The sequence below is a fragment of the Xanthomonas cannabis genome, assembly GCF_040616535.1.
In the GTDB taxonomy this organism is placed as follows: Bacteria; Pseudomonadota; Gammaproteobacteria; order Xanthomonadales; family Xanthomonadaceae; genus Xanthomonas; species Xanthomonas cannabis.
The window spans coordinates 1,415,227-1,434,715 of sequence record NZ_CP136580.1; the positions used below are offsets into that span (position 1 = coordinate 1,415,227).

Below are 19,489 nucleotides of genomic sequence, written 5' to 3' on the forward strand. Positions count from 1 at the left end.
TGAAAAACCCAGCCGTTTCCGGCTGGGTTTTTTTGTTTACAGCATGCGTGGCGCTACTCAGGCTTCTGCGTCTTCCTTGTACGCGTCCACCGGGATGCAGGCGCACATCACGTTCTTGTCGCCATAGACGTTGTCCACGCGCGCAACCGGCGGCCAGTACTTCTGCTGCTTCAGGCCGGGCAGCGGGAAGGCGGCCAGTTCGCGCGGGTAGGCATGGGTCCACTCGCTGGCCGAGACCTGCGTGGCAGTGTGCGGGGCGTGCTTGAGCGGGTTGTCCTCGCGGTCCAGGCGGCCGTCCTCGATGGCGCGGATCTCTTCGCGGATCTGGATCATCGCGTCGATGAAGCGGTCCAGCTCATGCTGCGATTCGCTTTCGGTGGGTTCCACCATCAGCGTGCCGGCGACCGGGAAGCTCAAGGTCGGTGCGTGGAAGCCGAAGTCGATCAACCGCTTGGCGATGTCTTCGGCGCCGATGCCGCTGGTCTTCTCCAACGGGCGCACGTCGAGGATGCATTCATGCGCCACCAGCCCGTTGCGGCCGGTGTACAGCGTCTTGTAGTGCGGGGCCAGGCGCTTGGCGATGTAGTTGGCATTGAGCAGGGCCACCTGCGTGGCCTTGCGCAGGCCGGCGCGGCCCATCATGGTCACGTACATCCAGCTGATCGGCAGGATGGAGGCAGAGCCATAGCTGGCCGCGCTGACCATGCCCACATCGCCTTCGCCGCCCAGCGTGCGCGGCAAAAAGGGTGCGAGGTGCGACTTGACCGCACACGGGCCCACGCCCGGGCCGCCGCCGCCGTGCGGAATGCAGAAGGTCTTGTGCAGGTTCAGGTGCGACACGTCCGAGCCCCACTTGCCGGGCTTGGCCACGCCAACCAGCGCGTTCATGTTGGCGCCGTCGGTGTAGACCTGGCCGCCATGCGCATGCACGGCTTCGCAGATCGCCACCACGTCTTCTTCGAACACGCCGTGCGTGGACGGGTAGGTGATCATCAGCGCAGCCAGGCGGTCGGAATATTTCTCCGCCTTGGCGCGAATGTCTTCGACATCGACGTTGCCGTTGGCATCGCACTTGGTGACCACCACGGTCATGCCGCACATCTGTGCGGAGGCCGGGTTGGTACCGTGTGCGGACTCCGGGATCAGGCAGATGTCGCGATGCGCCTCGCCGCGCGAGCGGTGATAGGCACGGATCGCCAGCAGGCCGGCGTACTCGCCCTGCGCGCCGGAATTGGGCTGCAGGCTCACCGCGTCGTAGCCGGTGCATTCGACCAGCATCGCTTCCAGTTCGTCGATCAGCTGCGCGTACCCGGCCGACTGTTCGGCCGGGGCTAGCGGATGGATCGCGCCGAACTCCGGCCAGGTCACCGGGATCATTTCGGCGGTGGCGTTGAGCTTCATGGTGCAGCTGCCCAGCGGGATCATGGTGCGATCCATCGCCAGGTCCTTGTCGGCCAGCGAACGCATGTAGCGCAGCAGTTCGTGCTCGCTGTGGTGGGTGTTGAACACCGGGTGGGTCAGGAACGGCGTCGTGCGCAGCAGGCCTTGCGGCAGGGCATCGGCGGTGGCGGCATCCAGCGCGTCCACATCGGCCGTGGCACCGAACAGCTGCGCCAGCGCGACCACGTCGGCGCGCGTGGTGGTTTCGTCCAGGCTGATACCGACCGCTTCGCTGTCGATGGCGCGCAGGTTGATGCCGGCCGCACGCGCGCGGGCGTGGATGGCGTCGGCATCGATGGCCTTGACGTGCAGGGTGTCGAAGAAATGCTCGCCCACGGTGACGCCGGCGCTGCGCAGTGCAGCCGCCAGGATCACTGCCAGGCGATGGGTGCGGCGCGCGATGCGGGTCAGGCCATCGGGGCCGTGGTAGACCGCGTACATCGACGCCATCACCGCCAGCAGCACCTGCGCGGTGCAGATGTTGGAGGTGGCCTTCTCGCGGCGGATATGTTGTTCGCGGGTCTGCAGGGTCAAGCGATACGCCGGGTTGCCGGCGGCATCGATCGACACGCCGATCAGGCGGCCCGGCATCGAACGCTTGTAGGCATCGCGGCAGGCCATGAAGGCCGCATGCGGGCCACCAAAGCCGAACGGCACGCCAAAGCGCTGCGAATTGCCGACCACGATGTCCGCGCCCCATTCGCCGGGTGCGGCGATCAGGGTCAGCGCGAGCAGGTCGGTGGCCACCGCGACCAGGCCGCCCTGCGCATGCACCGCCTCGGCCAGCGCGGCGTGATCGCCGATATGCCCGAAGCTGTCCGGGTACTGCAGCAGCACGCCGAAGCATTCGGCCTGCAGCGCTTCGTCCGGCGTACCCACGCGCAGCACGATGCCCAGCGGCTCGGCGCGCGTGCGCAGCAGTTCCTGCGTCTGCGGATGCACCGCGTCGTGCACGAAGAAGATGTCGGACTTCGATTTGGCCGAACGCTTGGCCAGCGTCATCGCTTCGGCCGCGGCGGTGGCTTCGTCCAGCAATGAGGCGTTGGCGATCTGCATGCCGGTCAGATCCGCGCACAGGGTCTGGAAGTTGATCAGCGCCTCCATGCGGCCCTGCGAAATCTCCGCCTGATACGGCGTATAGGCGGTGTACCAGGCCGGGTTTTCCAGGATGTTGCGCAGGATCACCTTGGGCGTATGGGTGCCGTAGTAGCCCTGGCCGATGAAGGTGCGCTGCACCTTGTTCTTGCCGGCGATGGCGCGGATCTTGGCCAGCGCTTCTTCTTCGGTGATGGCATCGGGCAGCGCCAGCGCGGCCGGCGACTTGATGTTGCCCGGCACGATGGCGTCGGTGAGCGCATCCAGCGAGGCGTGGCCGACCACCTCGAGCATCTGCGCGATTTCCGCGTCGTTGGGGCCGATATGGCGTTCGACGAACGCGCCGTGGTGTTCGAGGTCGCGCAGGGAAGACGGGGTCTGGGACATGGCGGGCATCCGGGGCAGGGGACAGACGAATGGTCGACGCGTCCCGCAGCCGGCCCGGCGCGCATGGCGCACCGCAACCCGCCGTAGCGACGGTCTTCCTCGCGCCCCTCTGTCCTTTTGCCTGAGAGTTTAAAAACGCGGCATGGCGCCTGGCCTGCCTGCGTTCCGTGCCCCTTCGGCGCCGGCATCGGCCGGTCTCTCCAGAGTTGTACTGCGGATGGTATCGGGCCTGAGCGATTACGGGCTGTTGCGCCTTCGGCAGCGGCAGTGCCGCTTCTCCCACCGTGTTGCCGGCCGATTATAGCGTGGCTGCACGTGCTGGCGGGCCGCGTGGGTCGCCGGCAACGGCCCGTGCACTTGGGTTTGCTTAACCTCGCTGGCGCAAGCGCCTATCATCGGCGCCCTCACGCGCTATCCGGCGCCGCCCCCGGCGGATGCCGGCGTGCGTCCCGGATGCATCACGTTTCGGATCCCTGCATGACCCCCACCACGCCCTCCACCCGGCGCATGGCGCTGCTGCTCGCCGGGCTGGCGATGTTCGGCCCGTTTTCCATCGACACCATCTTCCCGGCGTTCTCGCGGCTCAGCCGCAGCCTGGCGGTGGACCAGGTGGCGATCCAGCAGACCATCAGCGTCTACCTGCTGGCCTATGGCGTGATGAGCATCGCGCACGGGCCGCTGTCCGATGCCTGGGGCCGCAAGCGAGTGATCCTGGGCGGGCTGGTGCTGTTCATTGCCGGCTCGATCGGCTGCGCGCTGTCGCAGGACCTGCCCACGCTGCTGGCGTTCCGCGCCTTGCAGGGCCTGTCGGCCGGGGTGGGCATGATCGTCGGGCGGGCGGTGATCCGCGACCTGTTCCATGGCCCGGACGCGCAGCGGCTGATGAGCCAGGTGTCGATGATCTTTGGCATCGCGCCGGCCATCGCGCCGATCATCGGCGGCTGGATTTTGCTCAGCGGTGCCGGCTGGCCGCTGATCTTCTGGTTTCTGGTGGTGTTCGGGCTGGTGCTGCTGGTGGCCACCATGACCTGGCTGCCGGAAACCCACCCGGTGGAGGCACGCACACCGCTGCAGTTCAAGCGCCTGCTGCAGGACTACGTGCGCATCGGCTTCAATCCGCGCTTCCAGCGGCTGGCCGCGGCCGGGTCGTTCAATTTCGCCGGCATCTTCCTGTACATCGCCTCGGCGCCGGTGCTGATCATGCAGCACCTGGGTCTGGGCGAGGGCGACTTCGCCTGGCTGTTCATTCCCACCATCGGCGGCATGACGCTGGGTTCGTTCCTGTCCGGGCGCATGGCCGGACGCATGGAGCCGGTGCGGCAGATCCGCATCGGCTTCATCTGCTGCGGCGTGGCAGCGCTCGCCAACCTGGGCTACACCTTGTCGGTGACGCAGATCGCGTTGCCCTGGGCGGTGCTGCCGATCTTCCTGGCCGGCGTCGGCATGGCGCTGATCTTCCCGATCCTGGCACTGGCTGTGCTGGACATGTACCCGCAGCAGCGCGGGCTGGCGTCCTCGCTGCAGGCCTTTACCCAGTTGATGACCAATACCGTGGTGGCCGGCGTGCTGTCGCCGCTGCTGAGTGAACACCCGCGGCATCTGGCAATCGGCATGACCGGTTTTTTCTTGCTGGGCTGGCTATTCTGGCGTTGGGAGCGCCGCAGCGGCCGCCGTCTACGGCACCGCCAGGCCACCGAGGCAGTGCCTCTGGAGCCGGCCGACCACCTTTGATCCCACAGGAGCCCGCATGTCCACCGATTCCAAGTTGCGCCGCGATGCCCGCAAACGCGCCGCCGAGCGCCAGCGCAACCAGGCTGCCGCCAAGGCCACGGCCGACTCGCCGATCGAACCGCATGCAGAACTCCGCGACCAGCAACGCACCCTGCTGGCCGGTATCGTCCGCCGCGACGGCGAATGGGTGCTGGGCATGGACGGCCGCATCGCCGGCGAAAGCACCAGCGCCGCCCAGGTGCTGGCGCTGATCATGCGCGCGGCCGAACTGCACGAACGCCAGGGCACACCGGTGCGCCTGACCTACTCGGACGCCCTCAAGGACGCCGCGCACGCCGAAGCCCGGGCCGACGGCATGGAGTTCGAACAATTCAAGACCCGGCTGAGCGAGCGGCTGCAGGGCGGCGCCAAGCTCAATTGAGCCACGCTCGCCGTGTGCCTTCGCTGGTGCCTTGAGAGACGCGTCGTTTAGAACGGGTTACCGGGTTGCTGTGCCTGCTGCAAGGATGTGCAGCAGGCCGGTGTTAGATCCGCTGCCTGGCAGGTGTGGCGCGCGGTATCACCGGCCAGCCAGCAGATCATCGTTCCCGTCCAGCCCACCGGGCCAACATCGCGGTTGGCCATGCGTGTCTTCGAACGCTTTCGATCGGGGAATCCAGGTGCAGCCCCCAGCGCGCAGTCTCAGCGCGCCTGCGCCTGTCGCTGCGTTTCCTGCTGCGACGCCTGCGCCTGCGTGGCGGCATCGCGCTCCGTGCTGGGTTCCAGCGCCTGCAGGCGTTGCAGGCTGTTGGCAATGGGCTCCTCCTGCACAGCCTTGGCGTCGAAGCTGCCCCGCAGATGTGCTGGCGAGTCGAGCGCTCCCTGCACCACGAACCCGCGCGCGGGATCGTTGCCGAGTAGCACGTGATCGACCCGCTGCAAGCCATTCTCGCGTGCGGCTACCACCGACCCCAAGGCCAGGCGTTCGCTGTCCATCCCGGCCGCGGGGCCGGGTGTCGCTTGCAGGCGCTCCACTGCCGCCGTGCATTGCTGCAGCAACGCATGATCCGGGTGCGTTGCATCGCGCGGGTCCGGGAGCGTCGGGGTGGCGTCCGTCGGTCGCGGCAGTACGGTGGCATCCACACGCTGCAGCTGGCCGTCGTATGTTCCGTCGGCACCGTCGGCGATGCGCTGCAGCCGCTCGGCAAACCCATAAGGCGATCCACCCACATTGCGCGCCATCGCGATTGCGAACTGCTCGGGCGACTGCGACGGGGCATTGTGGTCGCCGACCAGCGCCGTCAACGCGCTGCCGCCGATCTTGCCGGCGTCGGCGCTGGCGCGGGTCTGCTCCAGCAGCGCCTGCATCTGCACCTCGCTGAATTCCAGCGTGGTTTTCTGCCCTGGCGCGATTGCGCCAGTGCCCGCCATGTCGCCGCTCAACGCGCTGTTGAGGGTCTGCGCGATCGCCTTTTCCTCGCTGGCCTCGTTGCGCCCGCCCAGGCGCTGCAACAAGCCCGGCGCGGCCACATCGCCATCGATCTCGAAACGGTAGCTGCGCTGCTCCACGCGTTCGGCATCGTTGCCGTCGTACTGGCGCACGATCGTCAGCGGCACGTTGTCGCCGTACTGCAGCTGTTGCACCATGGTGTAGCCGTACTGGCCCGGCGTGCTGATGCGCACCTGGCTGCCTTGGTTGCGGTTGCCGGCGACATCGGCGCTGAGCGGGCCCAGTTCCAGCTGCAGACGCTGCTGCGAGCTGAAATTGATCCGTTCCAGCGTCTGCATCTCATCGACGCCGGGCACGCCCGGGGCAATCTTGCCCTCGCGCACGAACGCACCCATGGCCGCAAGCGCACGCGGATCGGCCAGATCGAACTGCGCGCTGTGCACCTGCGACTGGCCCAGCGAGTCGGCGCGTCCGAGCAGGGCCTGCGCCGGTCCGGCCTTGATGCCCAACGCATTCACCGCCTCGATGGCCGCGTTCGGCCCAGTCACCACCCGCACGTGGCGCTCGTCGACGCGTTCGATCATGTAGCTGCGGCCGCTGGCTTCGGTGATCTCGCTCTGCGTGCTCAGCGATCGCAGGCTTGCCGAGGATTCGCGCTGCACAAAAGTCTGGGTGTCCATCACCGCGCGTGCGCCGATCGGAAGGCTCTCCGGCTGCAGCGGATTGACTCGCCTGGCGGCTTCCAGCGGTTGATCGACACCGGGCAGCGTCACTACGTAGCGCATGCGCTGCCCGGCACTGGCGCCTGCCTCGATGCTCAGCTTGCTGTCGCCGAGCTTGGATTGCAGGCTTTGGTGCTGGCCGGTCTGTGCGTCGGCCTCAAGGCTGAAGGTGGTGGTCTTTGCATCGGCATCGCTGAGCATGCCTGCGCTCAGCGCGCCGCCGCGACGCAGGATGGTCTCGCCCGGTGGCTGCGTCGGGCTGCCGCTGCTCTGCTCGCTGGTCTGCGAAACTTTGGCCGACTGCTCTGCCGGGGTCACCGAGACGGTGCCGCTTCCCACCTTCGCCGCGTATTCGCTGTTGGAGCTGCTGTAGGTCGGGTCGAACGCGCGATCGTTCGCATCGTCAATGAACTGCGTGTTGCGGTCCACATCGCGCGCGTCCGGGCCGGTGGAGGCGTTGCTCATTAGGATGCTTCCTGCATGCTGCGCCTGTGCAGCGGGCGCGCAGTATATCGCCGGCGTTTTAGGCGTTTATCAAAGGAACGTTAGGCGGCGGCCTTGGTGACGGCCGCCGCATGCCGCAGCGACAGCGGCGCGTCAGTGCAGCGCGGCAGGCGCAGGCGCGTTGCTCGCGGCAGCAGGCGCAGTCGCCTGCCACCCGCACATCTGCCCCTGGTTCTGCTGCTTCAGCCACTCGCTCATCGGTGCGAAATATTCCAGCATCGGGCCGGCGTCGAGTCTGTCGCTGCCGGTGAGTTCCTTCAGCGTGGTCTGCCACGGCTGGCTCGCTCCACGTTGCAGCATCGACCAGAATTTCTGCCCGGCGTCCTTGTTGCCGTAGAAGCTGCACTCGTACAACGGACCCTGGTGGCCGGCGGCCTGGCACAGGCCCTTGTAGAACTGGAATTGCAGGATGTGCGCCAGGAAGTAGCGCGTGTAGGGGGTGTTGCCCGGCACATGGTATTTGGCGCCGGCATCGAAGAACGCTTCGCCGCGTGCGGTTGCCGGCGCCACGCCTTGATAGCGGGCTTTCAGTTCCCACCAGGCCTGGTTGTAGCGCTCCGGCGGAATCGAGCCATCGAACACCCCCCAGCGCCAGCGGTCGATCATCAGGCCGAACGGCAGGAATGCCACCTTGCTCAAGGCCATGCGCATCTGCGAGTTGATCAACGCCTCGCGGCCGGCCTGTTGTTCGCCCACCATGCCGATCGACTGCAGATACCTGGGCGTCATCGCCAGCACGATGGTGTCGCCGATCGCTTCATGAAATCCATCGTTGGCACCGTTCTGGAACAGCGGCGGCAACGGGTTGTAGGCCAGATCGTAATAGATGTGGCCCAGCTCATGGTAGATGGTGGTGAAGTCTTCCTCGGTGGGTTTGATGCACATCTTGGTGCGCACATCCGCACCGATGTTCTGGTTCGCCTCGCCGCCCATGTTCATGTCCCAGGCGCTGGCGTGGCAGACCACATCGCGGTCCAGTGGTTTGATGAACTGCGAGCGCTGCCAGTAGGTGTCCGGCAACTTGGGCATGCCGAGCGAGGTGTAGAAATCCTGCGCGCGCTCGGTCATCTGCCTGGCGGTGCGCAGCTGCGCCTCGCGCTCGGCATTGAAGCGTGCCGCGGTGCCGCCGTCGCCACCGGTATTGCGTGCCAGCACTGCGCTCAGATTGCCCTGGTACTGCTTTTCCAGGGCCGAAGTGATGTCCAGATCGCCGGCGCCGGGGTAGGGCTGCAACAGGTCCCACAGATTGCTCCAGTCCTGCTGCCACATGTTGCCCATCAGATGCGCCGGCAGCAGGCCGCCGGCCACCTCGCCCTTGTCCTTGCCGTATTGCGTGTCCAGCTTGCCGCGCGCATAGCACTGCAGCTGTGCGTACAGCGGTTTGACCTGCTCCCACAGGCGGTCGGTTTCGCTGGCCAGCTGCTGCGGCGGCATGTCGTAGCCGCTGCGCCACATCACGCCGACATCGGCAAACCCCAGGCCGCGGGCGCCTTCGTTGGCCAGCTCGACAAAGCGCTGGTAGTCCTTGCGCATCGGCTGCGCGGTGCGATGCCAGCCCTGCCAGGCATCGAGTTGTTCGTTGTAGTCGCGGCTGCTGGCCAGTACCTGCTCCAGCTCGCCCAGCTGGCGGCAGCGGCGTTGCTCGCCATCGCCCACGCAATAGGTTCCGGCGCCGTAGTCGCCTTCCATCTTGGCGGCGATGCGGGTGAGTTCGGCCAGTTTGGCTGGGTCGCGCGGAGCGGGCAGGGCGCTCATCAATTTGAGCAACTGCAGCGCACGCGCGCTGTCGGCCGACATTGGCGTGCCGGCGTAGCGCTTGGATTGTTCGATCCAGCGATCCAGCTGCGCCAGCGAACGCTCGTTGGCCTTGGCGGCCAGCAGTTGTGAATCGCCATTGATGAAGGTGGACGACAGCCACTGCGCCGCGGTGACTTCCGGGTAGGCCGCCTTGTACTCGGCGCTGATGCGCGCGACGAACTGGTCCGCAGTTTCGCCCGGCGCGGCGTTGGGTGCGGCCGGTGTGACCGGCGGTGCGGCATCCTTGCGACAGGCCGACAGCGACAACGTGCCGGCGGCAACAGCCAGCGCCAGCAACAGCAGACGAGGATTCACGGGTGGTCCTTGCGGTGAAGTCCGGCGAAGGCTAGAGCGCGCCGGTCTTCAGGGCAAGCGGTGCGGCGGTAGGCGTCACGCCGCGACGATCGATCCGGGCAGCGATCCGGCAGAACGGTTGGCGCGCGCGCAAACCCTGGCCGACCAGGGTCAGGCGGCGTGATCGGCGGCCAAGCTGCAACGCCGCAGGTGGACATGCGGCGCCGAACACTGTCCGCGCCCGCCTGCTGCGCGGGCTGAAGGCATGGGCGCGCTCAGCTCAGCGCTTGCCCGTGCATTGCGCGAACACGTCCCGCTCGCGCGCATACACGCTGGTCCTGACCTGCATCAGGCCCAGCACCGAAGGAAACAGCGCATCCTGATCGGTGTACTGCCCGGCGCGGTGGCGCAGGCAGGCCTCGTCCAGGCCGCGGTCGCGCGCGAACTCCGGCGAGAACCACATCACCATCGGCACATGGGTCTGCTCCTTGGGCGCGATCGCGTACGGCACGCCATGCAGGTACAGGCCTTTTTCGCCGAGCGATTCGCCATGGTCGGAGAGATAGATCAGCGCCGTGTCGTAGTCCTGCAGCCCGCGCAAGGTGTGGATGGCCTGGTTGAGGAAATGGTCGGTGTAGCTGATCGAGTTGTCGTAGGCATTGACGATGCTCTGGCGGCTGCAGCTGCCCAGGTCGGCGGTCCTGCACACCGGCTTGAAGCGCTCGAAATGCGCCGGATAGCGTTCGAAATAGCTCGGCCCATGGCTGCCCAGTTGATGCAGCACCACCACACGGTCGCCAGGCTTTGCCCGCACCTGCGCGGCCAGATCGCTTAGCAGGATTTCGTCCATGCAGCGGCCATCCGCGCACAGGCCCGGCGTGGTGGCATCGTCGAGTTTCTGCAGTTCCAGCCCGTCGCAGACACCCTTGCAGCCGGACTGGTTGTCACGCCACAGCGTGGAGATGCCAGCGTGTTCGAGCACATGCAGGAACGATTGATGCCCGCGAATCATGTCTTCGTTGTAGTCACGGCGGCCGAATGGCGAAAACATGCATGGCACCGAGACCTCGGTGCTGGTACCGCACGAATGCATGTCCGGGAAGTTGATGACCCCGGCCTGCGCCAGCTCGGGCGTGGTCTGGCGCGCATAGCCGTTGAGGCCCCAGTTCTGCGCACGCGCCGTTTCGCCCAGCACCAGCAGCAACAGGCGGGGGCGGCTGCCGGCAGCGCGCGGCGTGGCCATGGCGTCGTGTTCGATCGGCTGCTTGGGCGCATGCTTGATCGGCGATTCGGATTTGAGGTTCTGCCGCAGCGCCACGATGTAGTTGATCGGCGTGGCCAGATAACGCACTTCACGGTGATTGCGCATCAATGCCGAAATATCCTGCGACGACAGCAGCGTGCCCGCAGCGCCCACCACCGCGACCGCCAGCAAAAACCCCACCCGCACCAGGAACGTCTTGCCCACGCTGCGTGCGCGCAGACGCGTGCGCCACAGCAATGTGGTCGGGATCAGGAAGTAGCCCACCAGCGGCAGGATCAATCCAGGCGTGAGCAGCTCGCGCGATTCCTTGTGGTCGGTATGCAGCACGTTGCGCAGCATGTCCGCATCCAGATAGACGTTGTAGCTGTCCATGTAGTGCGCGGCCAGGGCGGTGGTGAACAGCAGCAGCGTGAGCAGCGGCTTGGCATTCCAGCGCCAGACCAGCACCCCCAGCAGCAGCGCATGCACGGCCACCAGCAGCGCCATCAACGACACCGCAAAGCCAAGGCTGCCCGGATGCGTGGCCATTGCCGTGCGCCAGAACAGCTGGTTGCACACCAGTGCGAAAAACAGGCTCGACAGCAACACCAGCGCTTCGGTCGACACCGTCGGCCGCGTACTCCATGTCAGCGCGCGCAGGCCACTACGCCTGCGTGGTTCCGGTAACCAGGTGCTCATGCTGCGTCCCCCGATAGCAACATCAAACCAAGCGCGCGACGCGGTGGTTGCAGCATCACGCAGTACAGTGCCAGTGCGCTCACCCAGCACACCGCCAACGACCAGACATCGTGCGAGAGAAAATGCGCGCCACGCAGTTGTTGCGCAACGCCGAAAATGAGACCTGCTGCCAAGCCTGCGAACAAGCCTGCAAAGCGCCATGCAGGACGGAGCGCCAGCGCACAGAAATACAGCGCCACCCACGCATAGCCGGCACTGGCATGGCCTGCCGGAAAACAACCGGACGCAGCAATGCCGTTGCGCGATTCAAACAGTCCGATCATCGCGTGCGTGCCGCCATAACGGCTCAGATCCCAAGGGCAGTCCATCGCAGTCCACGACTTGAGCAGCGACACCAGCGAGGTCGACAGTGCGACCGATGCGGCCAGATACGTCAGCGGCCAGCGCAATCCCTTCAGACGCGGCCGGCACCACGCAACGCTGGCCAGCACCAACACGCTGACACCGGCAGTCGTGCTCAACCATTTGCCCACCCGGTGGATCACGCCGCTGGTAAACCAATGGTCCTTGAGCAGCCAGTGCCCGCCTTCCAGCCGATACAGCGCGTCGGCAATCCACTGGTCGCCACCGGCGCCCATCAGTAGCGCACTCGCCAACAGCACGCAGGCCAGTGGCAGCCACAGATGCCGAACAAGAAACTGCGCCTGCACATCGCTGGCGGTATGTGCCACGTTGGGCGCATGGAGAGGAAACGAGCTCATCGAGATGTCGGTCTGTGTCAATGCCCGGCATCTTCGAAACCCGGATGTCGGAGAGCGGTCGGACCGGAGTTGCTCAGGTGTTAACCCGACACCAAGCGTTCAGTCTGTCTCGTCGTCATTGCCGGTTTGCTCGCTGTCCGACGCCGTGGCAGCGCATCCGGCATGCCACGCAGTGCCCGGCACCAGTTGCCATTGATTGCGATTGGATTCGCCGATATCGATGCGTTGCGCAGGGTCGATACACGCCGGCACCGCCTGCCGGAGCACGAACAGCCAACGCCGCTCCGGCGCCTGTGCGAGCCAGGGGCCCGCCTTGGCCCACTGCTCCTGCCAACTCGCCTTGAAGCCGAAGTCGGTGACCGGGCGATCGGCCTGCAGCAGGTTCTGCTCGCGCCAGGCCAGCATGCCCAACTCCGCGTCCGGCCCGATGCGCTGGCCCACCCGCTGCATCAGACGCGCGGATGAACTGTACGGGTCCAGTGCCGGCATCAAGCCCAGGCCGTACACCGTCCACAGCGTCGCGGTCATCACCACCAACGCGGTGCCCGCGCGTTGGCCGCGCGACCATGCAACCGTGGCAAAGCCGACCACGCCCAGGCCGATCAGCCAGAACCCCACCGACTGCAGCGAAGCCAGCTCCATCCCGCGTTTCAGTGCCGGGTTTTCCGCCCAGTGCAGATGCAGCGCGATCCCGCCTCCCAGGATCAACCCGGCCAGCGCAAGCAGCAGCACATAGCCGCCCAGCAACACGCGCACGCCGCGCCGGCGCAACAGCCCGGCCAGCAGCGGGGCGGCTGCAACGCACAACGCTGGCAACATCGGAAAGATATAGACCTCGCGCTTGCCCGGGCTGGCGCTGAAGAACAGCAGCACCAGCGCGCTCCAGGCAAGCAACAGCACATAGCGCGGGTCGCCGCGGCGCAGTCGCCGCCACCAGGCCGGCAGCAACCACGGCAACAGCAGGCAGCCCGGCAGCCACAAGGTGGCGATCACCTGCAGGTAGTACCAGAACGGTTTGACGTGATGCCAGGCGTGCGCGTACCGCGTGCCGGTCTGCTTGAACAAAAGCTCGTGCGCGTAAGCGTGCAGCTGGGGGTCGTCGCTGTGCCACAGCGCGATACCCAGCGGCCCCAGCCACACGGCGGTGCCAGCCACGAACGCCGGCAGCACCAGCAGCCAGCTGCGCCCTGCCTGCGCACGCGCCGGCAACACGCTCCAGTGCCGGCGTGGCAGCGCCATCCACGGCAACAGCAGCAACAGCGGTAGGAAGCCAACGCCCTTGGTCACCGTGCCGACGCCGGCGGCAAACAGCCCCAGCGTCCAGGCGCGCCAGTCCGGCCCGCGCAGCACATGCCGCAGCAGCCCCCACAACGACAGCGTGGTCAGCGCCACCAGCACCATGTCGATCTGCGCACGCTTGGCCATCAGGCCGAACTGCAGCACCGTGAACAAGGCCAGCACCGCATACACCGCCACGCGCCGGTTCCACAGCCGGCGCGTCATGTCCCAGGTCAGCCACAGCGTGGCCAGCGCGGCCAGCAGCGAAGGCAGCAGGAATGCCACCGGCCAGTGCGGTATCAGCGTGTAGGTGGCGCCCTGCAGCCACATGAACACCGGCGGCTTTTCCGCATACAGCTCGCTGCCCCGGTGCGGCAGCAACCACTGGCCGCTTTCGACCATCGTGCGTGCAGCCAGCACGAAGCGCGGCTCGTCCGGCGGGTTGGGCTGGCGCATGGCCAGGCCCGCCAGCAGGCCGATCACGATCAATAGCAACGCGGTCATCTGCGCGCGCTGGCGGGATGAGAAGGCAGAAATGGCAGGTGACACGCGCACGCCCTGAGTGAATGCGGGCAGACACTATCTGGCAAACAGGTCGGAAATTTGTCGGAACCGCGCAAGCGGAGCGCACGCCGCAGTGCAGGCGTTGCAGCGTGACGGGGTCTTGAGCACAACCGATTGCGAGGCGATCCCGGCGATACCGGCCGCGTTCGGCTTGCCTCGGTTAGGATGCGCACACCGTCCCGGTCGGGCCGTTCTGGAATCGCGCGCATGCGGCTGCTGGTCATCGAAGACAACCGCAACATGGTTGCCAACCTGTTCGACTACTTCGAAGCCCGCGGGCACACCCTGGACGCAGCGCCCGACGGCGTCACCGGCCTGCACCTGGCCACCACCCAGCAGTACGACGTGCTGGTGCTGGACTGGATGATGCCGCGCATGGACGGCCCGGAAGTGTTGCGCCGCCTGCGCGAGCAGCATCAGTCCGAGCTGCCGGTGATCATGCTCACCGCCCGCGACGAACTGCCCGACAAGATCGCCGGCTTCCGCGCCGGCGCCGACGACTACCTGACCAAACCGTTCGCGCTGCCCGAGCTGGAAGTGCGCATCGAGGCCTTGCTGGCGCGCGCGCACGGCCGCCGTCGCGGCAAGCTGCTGCAGGTGGCCGACCTGCGCCTGGATCTGGCCACGCTGGAGGCCACCCGCGCCGGCCAGGCGCTGCACCTGTATCCGGCCTGCCGCAAATTGCTGGAGGTGCTGATGCAGGCCAGCCCGGCGGCGGTGACCCGGCAGCGGCTGGAGCAATCGCTGTGGGGCGACGACCCGCCCGATGGCGACATGCTGCGTTCGCATATCTACGAATTGCGCCGCAGCGTGGACGGCCCGTTTGCGCAGAAGTTGATCCACACCCTGCCGCGGCTCGGCTACCGCCTGGCCGAGCTCGATAGCGGCAGCGAGCCCGCACTCAGCGACAGCGTCGATGGCTAAGCAGCGCCCGCTGGGCCGCCGCGTCATGGTGTGGCTGTTCGGGTACACGCTGCTGATGACGCTGGCGGTGTTCGGCACCGCGCAGTACCTGCACGAGCGCGCTGAGCATGGCGTGTGGCGCTCGTTGCTGAACTCCGAGCTGGACAGCATCCTCGACCGCAGCACGCAGAATCCGGACTACCGCTGGCAGGACTCGGACACCTTGCGGCTGTACCGCATCGATGGCTCGTCAGGCGTGCCGCCGGTGCTGCGCACCCTGCACCCGGGTCTGCACGACGAGCTGGAGGTGGCCGGCCGCCAGAGCGCGGTGATGGTGCGCGATACCCCCCAGGCCGGCCGCCTGGCGCTGGTGCTGGACATCACCGATTTCGAGGCGCTGGAAAAGTTCCTGACCCGCTGGATGCTGGCCGCCGGCATCGCGTTGATCGGCATCACCGTGCTGATGGGTACCTATGCGATGGCGCGCCTGGTGCGCCCGCTGGTGGAACTGGCCCGCGACATCGGCGCGTTGCGCCCGGAGCAGCGCGCGCAGCAGATTGCGGTGGGCGCACAGGGCAGCGCCGAGCTGTATGTCATTGCCGATGCGCTCAACGATTATCTGGAGCGCAACCGCCACTTCGTCGAGCGCGAACGCGCCTTCATCGACAGCACCAGCCACGAGCTGCGCACGCCGATCGCGGTGATCGGCAATGCGGTGGAGCTGGCGCTCGAACAACCCGGCACGCCGCCGGCGGTGCGTCATCAGCTGCAGCGCATCGCCCAGACCAGCGCGTCGGTGGAGCAGCTGATCACCTTGTTGCTGGTGCTGGCCAAGGACCCGGGCCGGCTGGTGCGCAGCAGCGATACGCTGCGGCTGGATCAGCTGCTGCCGGACATCGTTGCCGACCATGCGCATCTGTGTGCCGACAAGGACCTGCAACTGGTCATCGACCCGCTGCCGGCCTGCAGCCTGACCGCGCCGGTGGCCATCGTGCAGACCGCCATCGGCAATCTGCTGCGCAATGCCATCGAAAACAGCGACCGCGGCATCATCCGGATTTCGCTCTCGGCACCGGGTACGGTGCGCATCGCCGACCCGGGCCACGGCATGACGCCGGAAGAAGTTAGCGCCATCTACGCCCGCTTGGCGCGCGGCAATGCACGCCAGGGCAATGGCATCGGGCTGGAGCTGATCGGTCGGCTGTGCGAGCACCTGGGCTGGAAGCTGAGCCTTGCATCCGATGCAGGGCAGGGCACGGTGGCCACGCTGGATCTGGTCGGTGCCAGCACGGCGGGTGCACCGGCCTCAGGCAGGCAGTAACCCGCGCGCGTTCAACCAGCTGCGCGCGTTCTCGGCATCCTGCTCGAACCAGGCGCGCGTGGAGCCCAGGCGATAGGTGTAGCCCCAGGCGTCCATGTCGGCCATCAACCGCGCGCTGCCCACCCCGGGCAGCTGTTCGGCCAGCAGGATCTGCAGGTAGCAGGTGGCGTCTTCCTCATCCACCGAATCGGTGGCATCGGTGTGCACGGCTGCACGCCTGTCGGCTGGCAACACGATCAGGTGCCCGGCTTCATGCAGCATCGAATGCACCGGGGTGTCATCGCGCACATAGACATCGCAGCCGATGATGCCGGCCTCCGGTTCGCCCCAGAAACTGCCGGGAATCGGTGCGCCCGCGTCGACGCGGTGCAGGCGCAAGCCGTAGCGGCCGAGCAACGCCGTCGGCGCCTCCAGGCCGATATCGGCCACGCACAGCACTTGGGAAGCATCAGGCACCTGGGCAGGGTCAGCAGTCACGCGCAGTCGCTCGCGGTCGGGCGCGCCGCAGGGCGCGGTGGGACAGACACCAAAACGGTACCGTGCGAACACGGTACCGTCGGCAGAAGGTCGCCGCTGCGGCCATGCAGCGCGCCCGTGTGGGCGGACGGCATGGCCGCAGCGCGAGGTCGCTTACTTGTCGCCGTCTTCCGGCAGCGCGACCGTGATATCGAGCACGTCGTGTTCGCCATCCTTGACCAGATCAACCCGCACCGCATCGGCATCGATGTTGACGTATTTCTTGATCACTTCCAGCAATTCGCGCTGCATCAGCGGCAGGTAATCCGGCCCGCCACGGTGGTTGCGCTCCTGCGCAATGATGATCTGCAGGCGGTTCTTGGCCGTCTCGGCGGTGTTCTTCTTGCTCTTGAGAAAATCGAGCAGGCCCATGCTTACCCTCCGAACAGCTTGCTGAAGAAGCCTTTCTTCTCCACGGATGTGAATCGCATCGGGCGCTCCTCGCCCATGATGCGGGCGACTGCGTCGTCATACGCCTGACCGGCCGGGGATTCGGCGTCCAGGATCACCGGCTCGCCCTTGTTGGAGGCATTGAGCACATCGCCGGACTCGGGAATCACGCCGATGGCCTTGAGCCCTAGCACTTCTTCCACGTCGGTGATGCTCAGCATCTCGCCGCCTTCCACGCGGCCGGGGCTGTAACGGGTCAGCAGCAGGAAGGCCGGTACCGCCTTGCCTTCCTCGGCCTTGCGGGTCTTGGAGTCGAGCAGGCCGATGATGCGGTCGGAGTCGCGCACCGAGGACACTTCCGGGTTGACCACCACCACCGCGCGGTCGGCGAAATACATCGCCAGGAACGCGCCCTTCTCGATACCGGCCGGCGAATCGCAGACGATGTAATCGAAACCGTCGGCGGCCAGATCCTTGAGCACCTTTTCCACGCCTTCCTGGGTCAGTGCATCCTTGTCGCGCGTCTGCGAGGCCGCCAGCACGTACAGGTTGTCGAAGCGCTTGTCCTTGATCAGCGACTGCTTGAGCGTGGCTTCGCCATGCACGACGTTGACGAAGTCGTACACCACGCGCCGCTCGCAGCCCATGATCAGGTCGAGGTTGCGCAGACCGACGTCGAAGTCGATGACGGCCACCTTCTTGCCGCGCTTTGCCAGCCCGCAGGCCAGGCTCGCGCTGGTGGTGGTCTTGCCGACGCCGCCCTTGCCGGAGGTGACTACGATGATTTCAGCCAAAGGATTTCTCCGAATGTTTCTGTGGTTGGGCCGCGTCAATCAAGCGCAGCGATCTTGATCTGATCCTGCTCCAGCCAGACCTGGACGGCCTTGCCACGCAGGTCCATGGGAACATCGTCCAGCACCTTGTAGTGGCCAGCGATGGCGACCAGTTCGGCGTGGAAGTCGCGGCAGAAGATGCGCGCGTCCGGGTTGCCCTGCGCGCCGGCCAGAGCGCGGCCACGCAGGGTACCGTAGATATGGATGCTGCCGTCGGCGATGACCTCCGCCCCCGCACCCACCGTATTGAGGACGGTCAGGTCGCAGTTCTCCGCGTACAGCTGCTGGCCCGAACGCACCGCGGTGCGCTGCATGCGGCCCGGTGCCGGGCGCGCGGCGGGTGGTGCCGGTTCGGCGCGTGCGGGCGGCGGTGGCGGTGGCGGCGGGCTGACTGCAGTCGGCTCGTACTGCGCGCGGAACTTGGCCAGCAGCGGCACGCCGAGCTGCTGCGACAGCAGGTCGATCTCGCTGGTGCCGTAGGCCAGGGCCACCGGCAGCACGCCGGCATCGCGCAGGCCGTCCAGCAGTGCCTTGGCGGTGGCCACGTCCGGCACCTGCGACAACCCGCCAAAATCCAGGATCACCGCTGCGCGCCCGAACAGCTTGGGGGCACGGTTCACGCGTTCGCGCATTTCGCGCACCAGGCGCGGCACGTCCAAGGTACGTATGCGCAGGTTGGCAATACCCACCTGGCCGATCTTCAGTTCGCCGGCCTGCTCAAAATCCACATTCACGCTCGACACGCCTCAGGCCCCCGTCGGTTGATTGGCGGTGGCGGCATGACGCGGCCGGCCGACCCACGGCAGGTCCTCGGGCAGGTTGCCGCCATAGGTCTCCTTGACCCACGGATAGCTGCACATGTCCTTCAGCAGCATGCTGGCGCGCACATCCACGTCGGGCATGGTGTTCTGGCCCACTTCGCGGAAGCCGAAGCTGCCATGGAACAGCAACGCCGCATCCGCGCCATGGTCCAGGAACACCTCGCAGGCCAGTTGCGGGTAGCGCAGCTCGGTGTAGCTCTGCACATCGGCGTAGAACGCGCGGCCCACGCCACCACCGCGGCGGCGGCTGGCGACCACGATGCGGTCGATATAGAAGAATTCCGGATGACGGTCCCGGAACCAGGCGAAATTGCTGCTGTCGTGCGCACTGCCGCTACCGAACCCGACCAGGAACCCGGCCAGGTTGCCGTCGCGCTCGGCGACGCGGAAATATTCGGCCTGCGCATAGAACCGTTGCAGCTTGTTTGAATCCAGCGGCAGGATCGCCAGTCCGGCATTGTTGTTCAGGGCCAGGACGGAATCGAGCTCGTGCTCGCGCACGTCGCGGATGACGATCGACATTGGGACTCCGTGGGGTAACGCTCTCGATCCGAAATCGGATCTGCGTCGGATTATTACATGCGTGGCCTGAAGCGGCGACCCGGAGCGCACACCGCGATGGCGCGCGGCGTCCCCGCAGGCACGCGCACGCACGCCGGGATGCCGCGCAGGCACCGCCGTCGCCAGTCCGCGCACGCCGCCGATGACGTGCAGGCATGACTTCCGGCAAGAGGGCAGCGGCGCGGCTTGGCCCTAAGATG

The 19,489-nt window shown here is 66.7% G+C and carries 15 protein-coding genes and 1 riboswitch; of the genes, 4 read left to right on the forward strand and 11 right to left on the reverse strand.

Annotation, left to right across the window (positions count from 1 at the left end; all coding sequences use genetic code 11):
• Nucleotides 1–57: 57 nt before the first annotated feature.
• The gene (gene gcvP / locus RZV17_RS06070) at nucleotides 58–2,931 is read right to left on the reverse strand and encodes an aminomethyl-transferring glycine dehydrogenase (RefSeq protein WP_355607941.1); all 2,874 of its coding nucleotides are present in this window, start codon (nucleotides 2,929–2,931) and stop codon (nucleotides 58–60) included.
• Nucleotides 2,932–3,021: 90 nt separating this feature from the next.
• Nucleotides 3,022–3,136, reverse strand: a riboswitch (glycine riboswitch).
• A gap of 263 nt (nucleotides 3,137–3,399) precedes the next feature.
• Here gcvP and RZV17_RS06075 point away from each other — a divergent pair.
• Together RZV17_RS06075 and RZV17_RS06080 are read left to right on the forward strand one after the other, a co-directional pair.
• Nucleotides 3,400–4,653, forward strand: a complete 1,254-nt coding sequence (locus RZV17_RS06075; RefSeq protein ID WP_039565791.1) for a multidrug effflux MFS transporter — start codon at nucleotides 3,400–3,402, stop codon at nucleotides 4,651–4,653.
• Nucleotides 4,654–4,669: 16 nt separating this feature from the next.
• The gene (locus RZV17_RS06080) at nucleotides 4,670–5,074 is read left to right on the forward strand and encodes a hypothetical protein (RefSeq protein ID WP_349775901.1); all 405 of its coding nucleotides are present in this window, start codon (nucleotides 4,670–4,672) and stop codon (nucleotides 5,072–5,074) included.
• A 260-nt stretch (nucleotides 5,075–5,334) separates the two neighbouring features.
• Here RZV17_RS06080 and RZV17_RS06085 read toward each other — a convergent pair whose 3' ends face one another.
• The 5 genes from RZV17_RS06085 to RZV17_RS06105 form a co-directional block, all read right to left on the reverse strand.
• On the reverse strand, nucleotides 5,335–7,269 hold the full coding sequence (locus RZV17_RS06085; protein ID WP_355607945.1) for an XVIPCD domain-containing protein: 1,935 nt from the start codon (nucleotides 7,267–7,269) through the stop codon (nucleotides 5,335–5,337).
• A 132-nt stretch (nucleotides 7,270–7,401) separates the two neighbouring features.
• On the reverse strand, nucleotides 7,402–9,420 hold the full coding sequence (locus tag RZV17_RS06090; RefSeq protein ID WP_355607948.1) for a M2 family metallopeptidase: 2,019 nt from the start codon (nucleotides 9,418–9,420) through the stop codon (nucleotides 7,402–7,404).
• Nucleotides 9,421–9,679: 259 nt separating this feature from the next.
• The gene (locus RZV17_RS06095) at nucleotides 9,680–11,341 is read right to left on the reverse strand and encodes a phosphoethanolamine transferase (RefSeq protein WP_228333214.1); all 1,662 of its coding nucleotides are present in this window, start codon (nucleotides 11,339–11,341) and stop codon (nucleotides 9,680–9,682) included.
• Nucleotides 11,338–12,102: a phosphatase PAP2 family protein gene (locus RZV17_RS06100; protein ID WP_355609209.1), complete on the reverse strand. Its 765-nt coding sequence runs from the start codon at nucleotides 12,100–12,102 to the stop codon at nucleotides 11,338–11,340. Before RZV17_RS06100 ends, RZV17_RS06095 begins: the two co-directional genes overlap by 4 nt.
• A gap of 99 nt (nucleotides 12,103–12,201) precedes the next feature.
• A complete protein-coding gene (locus RZV17_RS06105) occupies nucleotides 12,202–13,935 on the reverse strand; it encodes a glycosyltransferase family 39 protein (RefSeq protein WP_355607952.1) in 1,734 nt (577 codons plus the stop codon).
• A gap of 216 nt (nucleotides 13,936–14,151) precedes the next feature.
• On the opposite strand from RZV17_RS06105, the gene RZV17_RS06110 reads away from it, so the two are divergent.
• Complete coding sequence (locus RZV17_RS06110; protein WP_228313780.1) at nucleotides 14,152–14,868, forward strand: response regulator transcription factor; 717 nt, start codon at nucleotides 14,152–14,154, stop codon at nucleotides 14,866–14,868.
• Nucleotides 14,861–16,168, forward strand: a complete 1,308-nt coding sequence (locus tag RZV17_RS06115; RefSeq protein WP_228313779.1) for a HAMP domain-containing sensor histidine kinase — start codon at nucleotides 14,861–14,863, stop codon at nucleotides 16,166–16,168. The genes RZV17_RS06110 and RZV17_RS06115 overlap by 8 nt, the downstream gene beginning before the upstream one ends.
• On the opposite strand, the gene RZV17_RS06120 is transcribed toward RZV17_RS06115, so the two are convergent.
• The 5 genes from RZV17_RS06120 to RZV17_RS06140 form a co-directional block, all read right to left on the reverse strand.
• Nucleotides 16,154–16,645, reverse strand: a complete 492-nt coding sequence (locus RZV17_RS06120; protein ID WP_355607957.1) for a hypothetical protein — start codon at nucleotides 16,643–16,645, stop codon at nucleotides 16,154–16,156. The genes RZV17_RS06115 and RZV17_RS06120 overlap by 15 nt on opposite strands.
• Nucleotides 16,646–16,798: 153 nt before the next feature.
• Nucleotides 16,799–17,056, reverse strand: a complete 258-nt coding sequence (gene minE, locus RZV17_RS06125) for a cell division topological specificity factor MinE (protein ID WP_011036323.1) — start codon at nucleotides 17,054–17,056, stop codon at nucleotides 16,799–16,801.
• A 2-nt stretch (nucleotides 17,057–17,058) separates the two neighbouring features.
• Nucleotides 17,059–17,868, reverse strand: coding sequence for a septum site-determining protein MinD (gene minD / locus RZV17_RS06130; RefSeq protein ID WP_012444318.1), 810 nt, complete (start codon nucleotides 17,866–17,868; stop codon nucleotides 17,059–17,061).
• Nucleotides 17,869–17,903: 35 nt separating this feature from the next.
• A complete protein-coding gene (gene minC, locus RZV17_RS06135; RefSeq protein WP_039409811.1) occupies nucleotides 17,904–18,650 on the reverse strand; it encodes a septum site-determining protein MinC in 747 nt (248 codons plus the stop codon).
• A gap of 3 nt (nucleotides 18,651–18,653) precedes the next feature.
• Nucleotides 18,654–19,250: a GNAT family N-acetyltransferase gene (locus RZV17_RS06140; protein ID WP_039409814.1), complete on the reverse strand. Its 597-nt coding sequence runs from the start codon at nucleotides 19,248–19,250 to the stop codon at nucleotides 18,654–18,656.
• Nucleotides 19,251–19,489: the final 239 nt, after the last annotated feature.

Excerpts from the sequence above, each read along its gene's own strand:
- RZV17_RS06080 (WP_349775901.1), top strand. The coding sequence starts at position 4,670 with ATGTCCACCGATTCCAAGTTGCGCCGCGATGCCCGCAAACGCGCCGCC.
- RZV17_RS06110 (WP_228313780.1), top strand. The coding sequence starts at position 14,152 with ATGCGGCTGCTGGTCATCGAAGACAACCGCAACATGGTTGCCAACCTG.
- gcvP (WP_355607941.1), bottom strand. The coding sequence starts at position 2,931 with ATGCCCGCCATGTCCCAGACCCCGTCTTCCCTGCGCGACCTCGAACAC.
- RZV17_RS06100 (WP_355609209.1), bottom strand. The coding sequence starts at position 12,102 with ATGAGCTCGTTTCCTCTCCATGCGCCCAACGTGGCACATACCGCCAGC.
- RZV17_RS06075 (WP_039565791.1), top strand. The coding sequence starts at position 3,400 with ATGACCCCCACCACGCCCTCCACCCGGCGCATGGCGCTGCTGCTCGCC.
- RZV17_RS06140 (WP_039409814.1), bottom strand. The coding sequence starts at position 19,250 with ATGTCGATCGTCATCCGCGACGTGCGCGAGCACGAGCTCGATTCCGTC.
- minE (WP_011036323.1), bottom strand. The coding sequence starts at position 17,056 with ATGGGCCTGCTCGATTTTCTCAAGAGCAAGAAGAACACCGCCGAGACG.
- RZV17_RS06095 (WP_228333214.1), bottom strand. The coding sequence starts at position 11,341 with ATGAGCACCTGGTTACCGGAACCACGCAGGCGTAGTGGCCTGCGCGCG.
- RZV17_RS06085 (WP_355607945.1), bottom strand. The coding sequence starts at position 7,269 with ATGAGCAACGCCTCCACCGGCCCGGACGCGCGCGATGTGGACCGCAAC.
- RZV17_RS06115 (WP_228313779.1), top strand. The coding sequence starts at position 14,861 with ATGGCTAAGCAGCGCCCGCTGGGCCGCCGCGTCATGGTGTGGCTGTTC.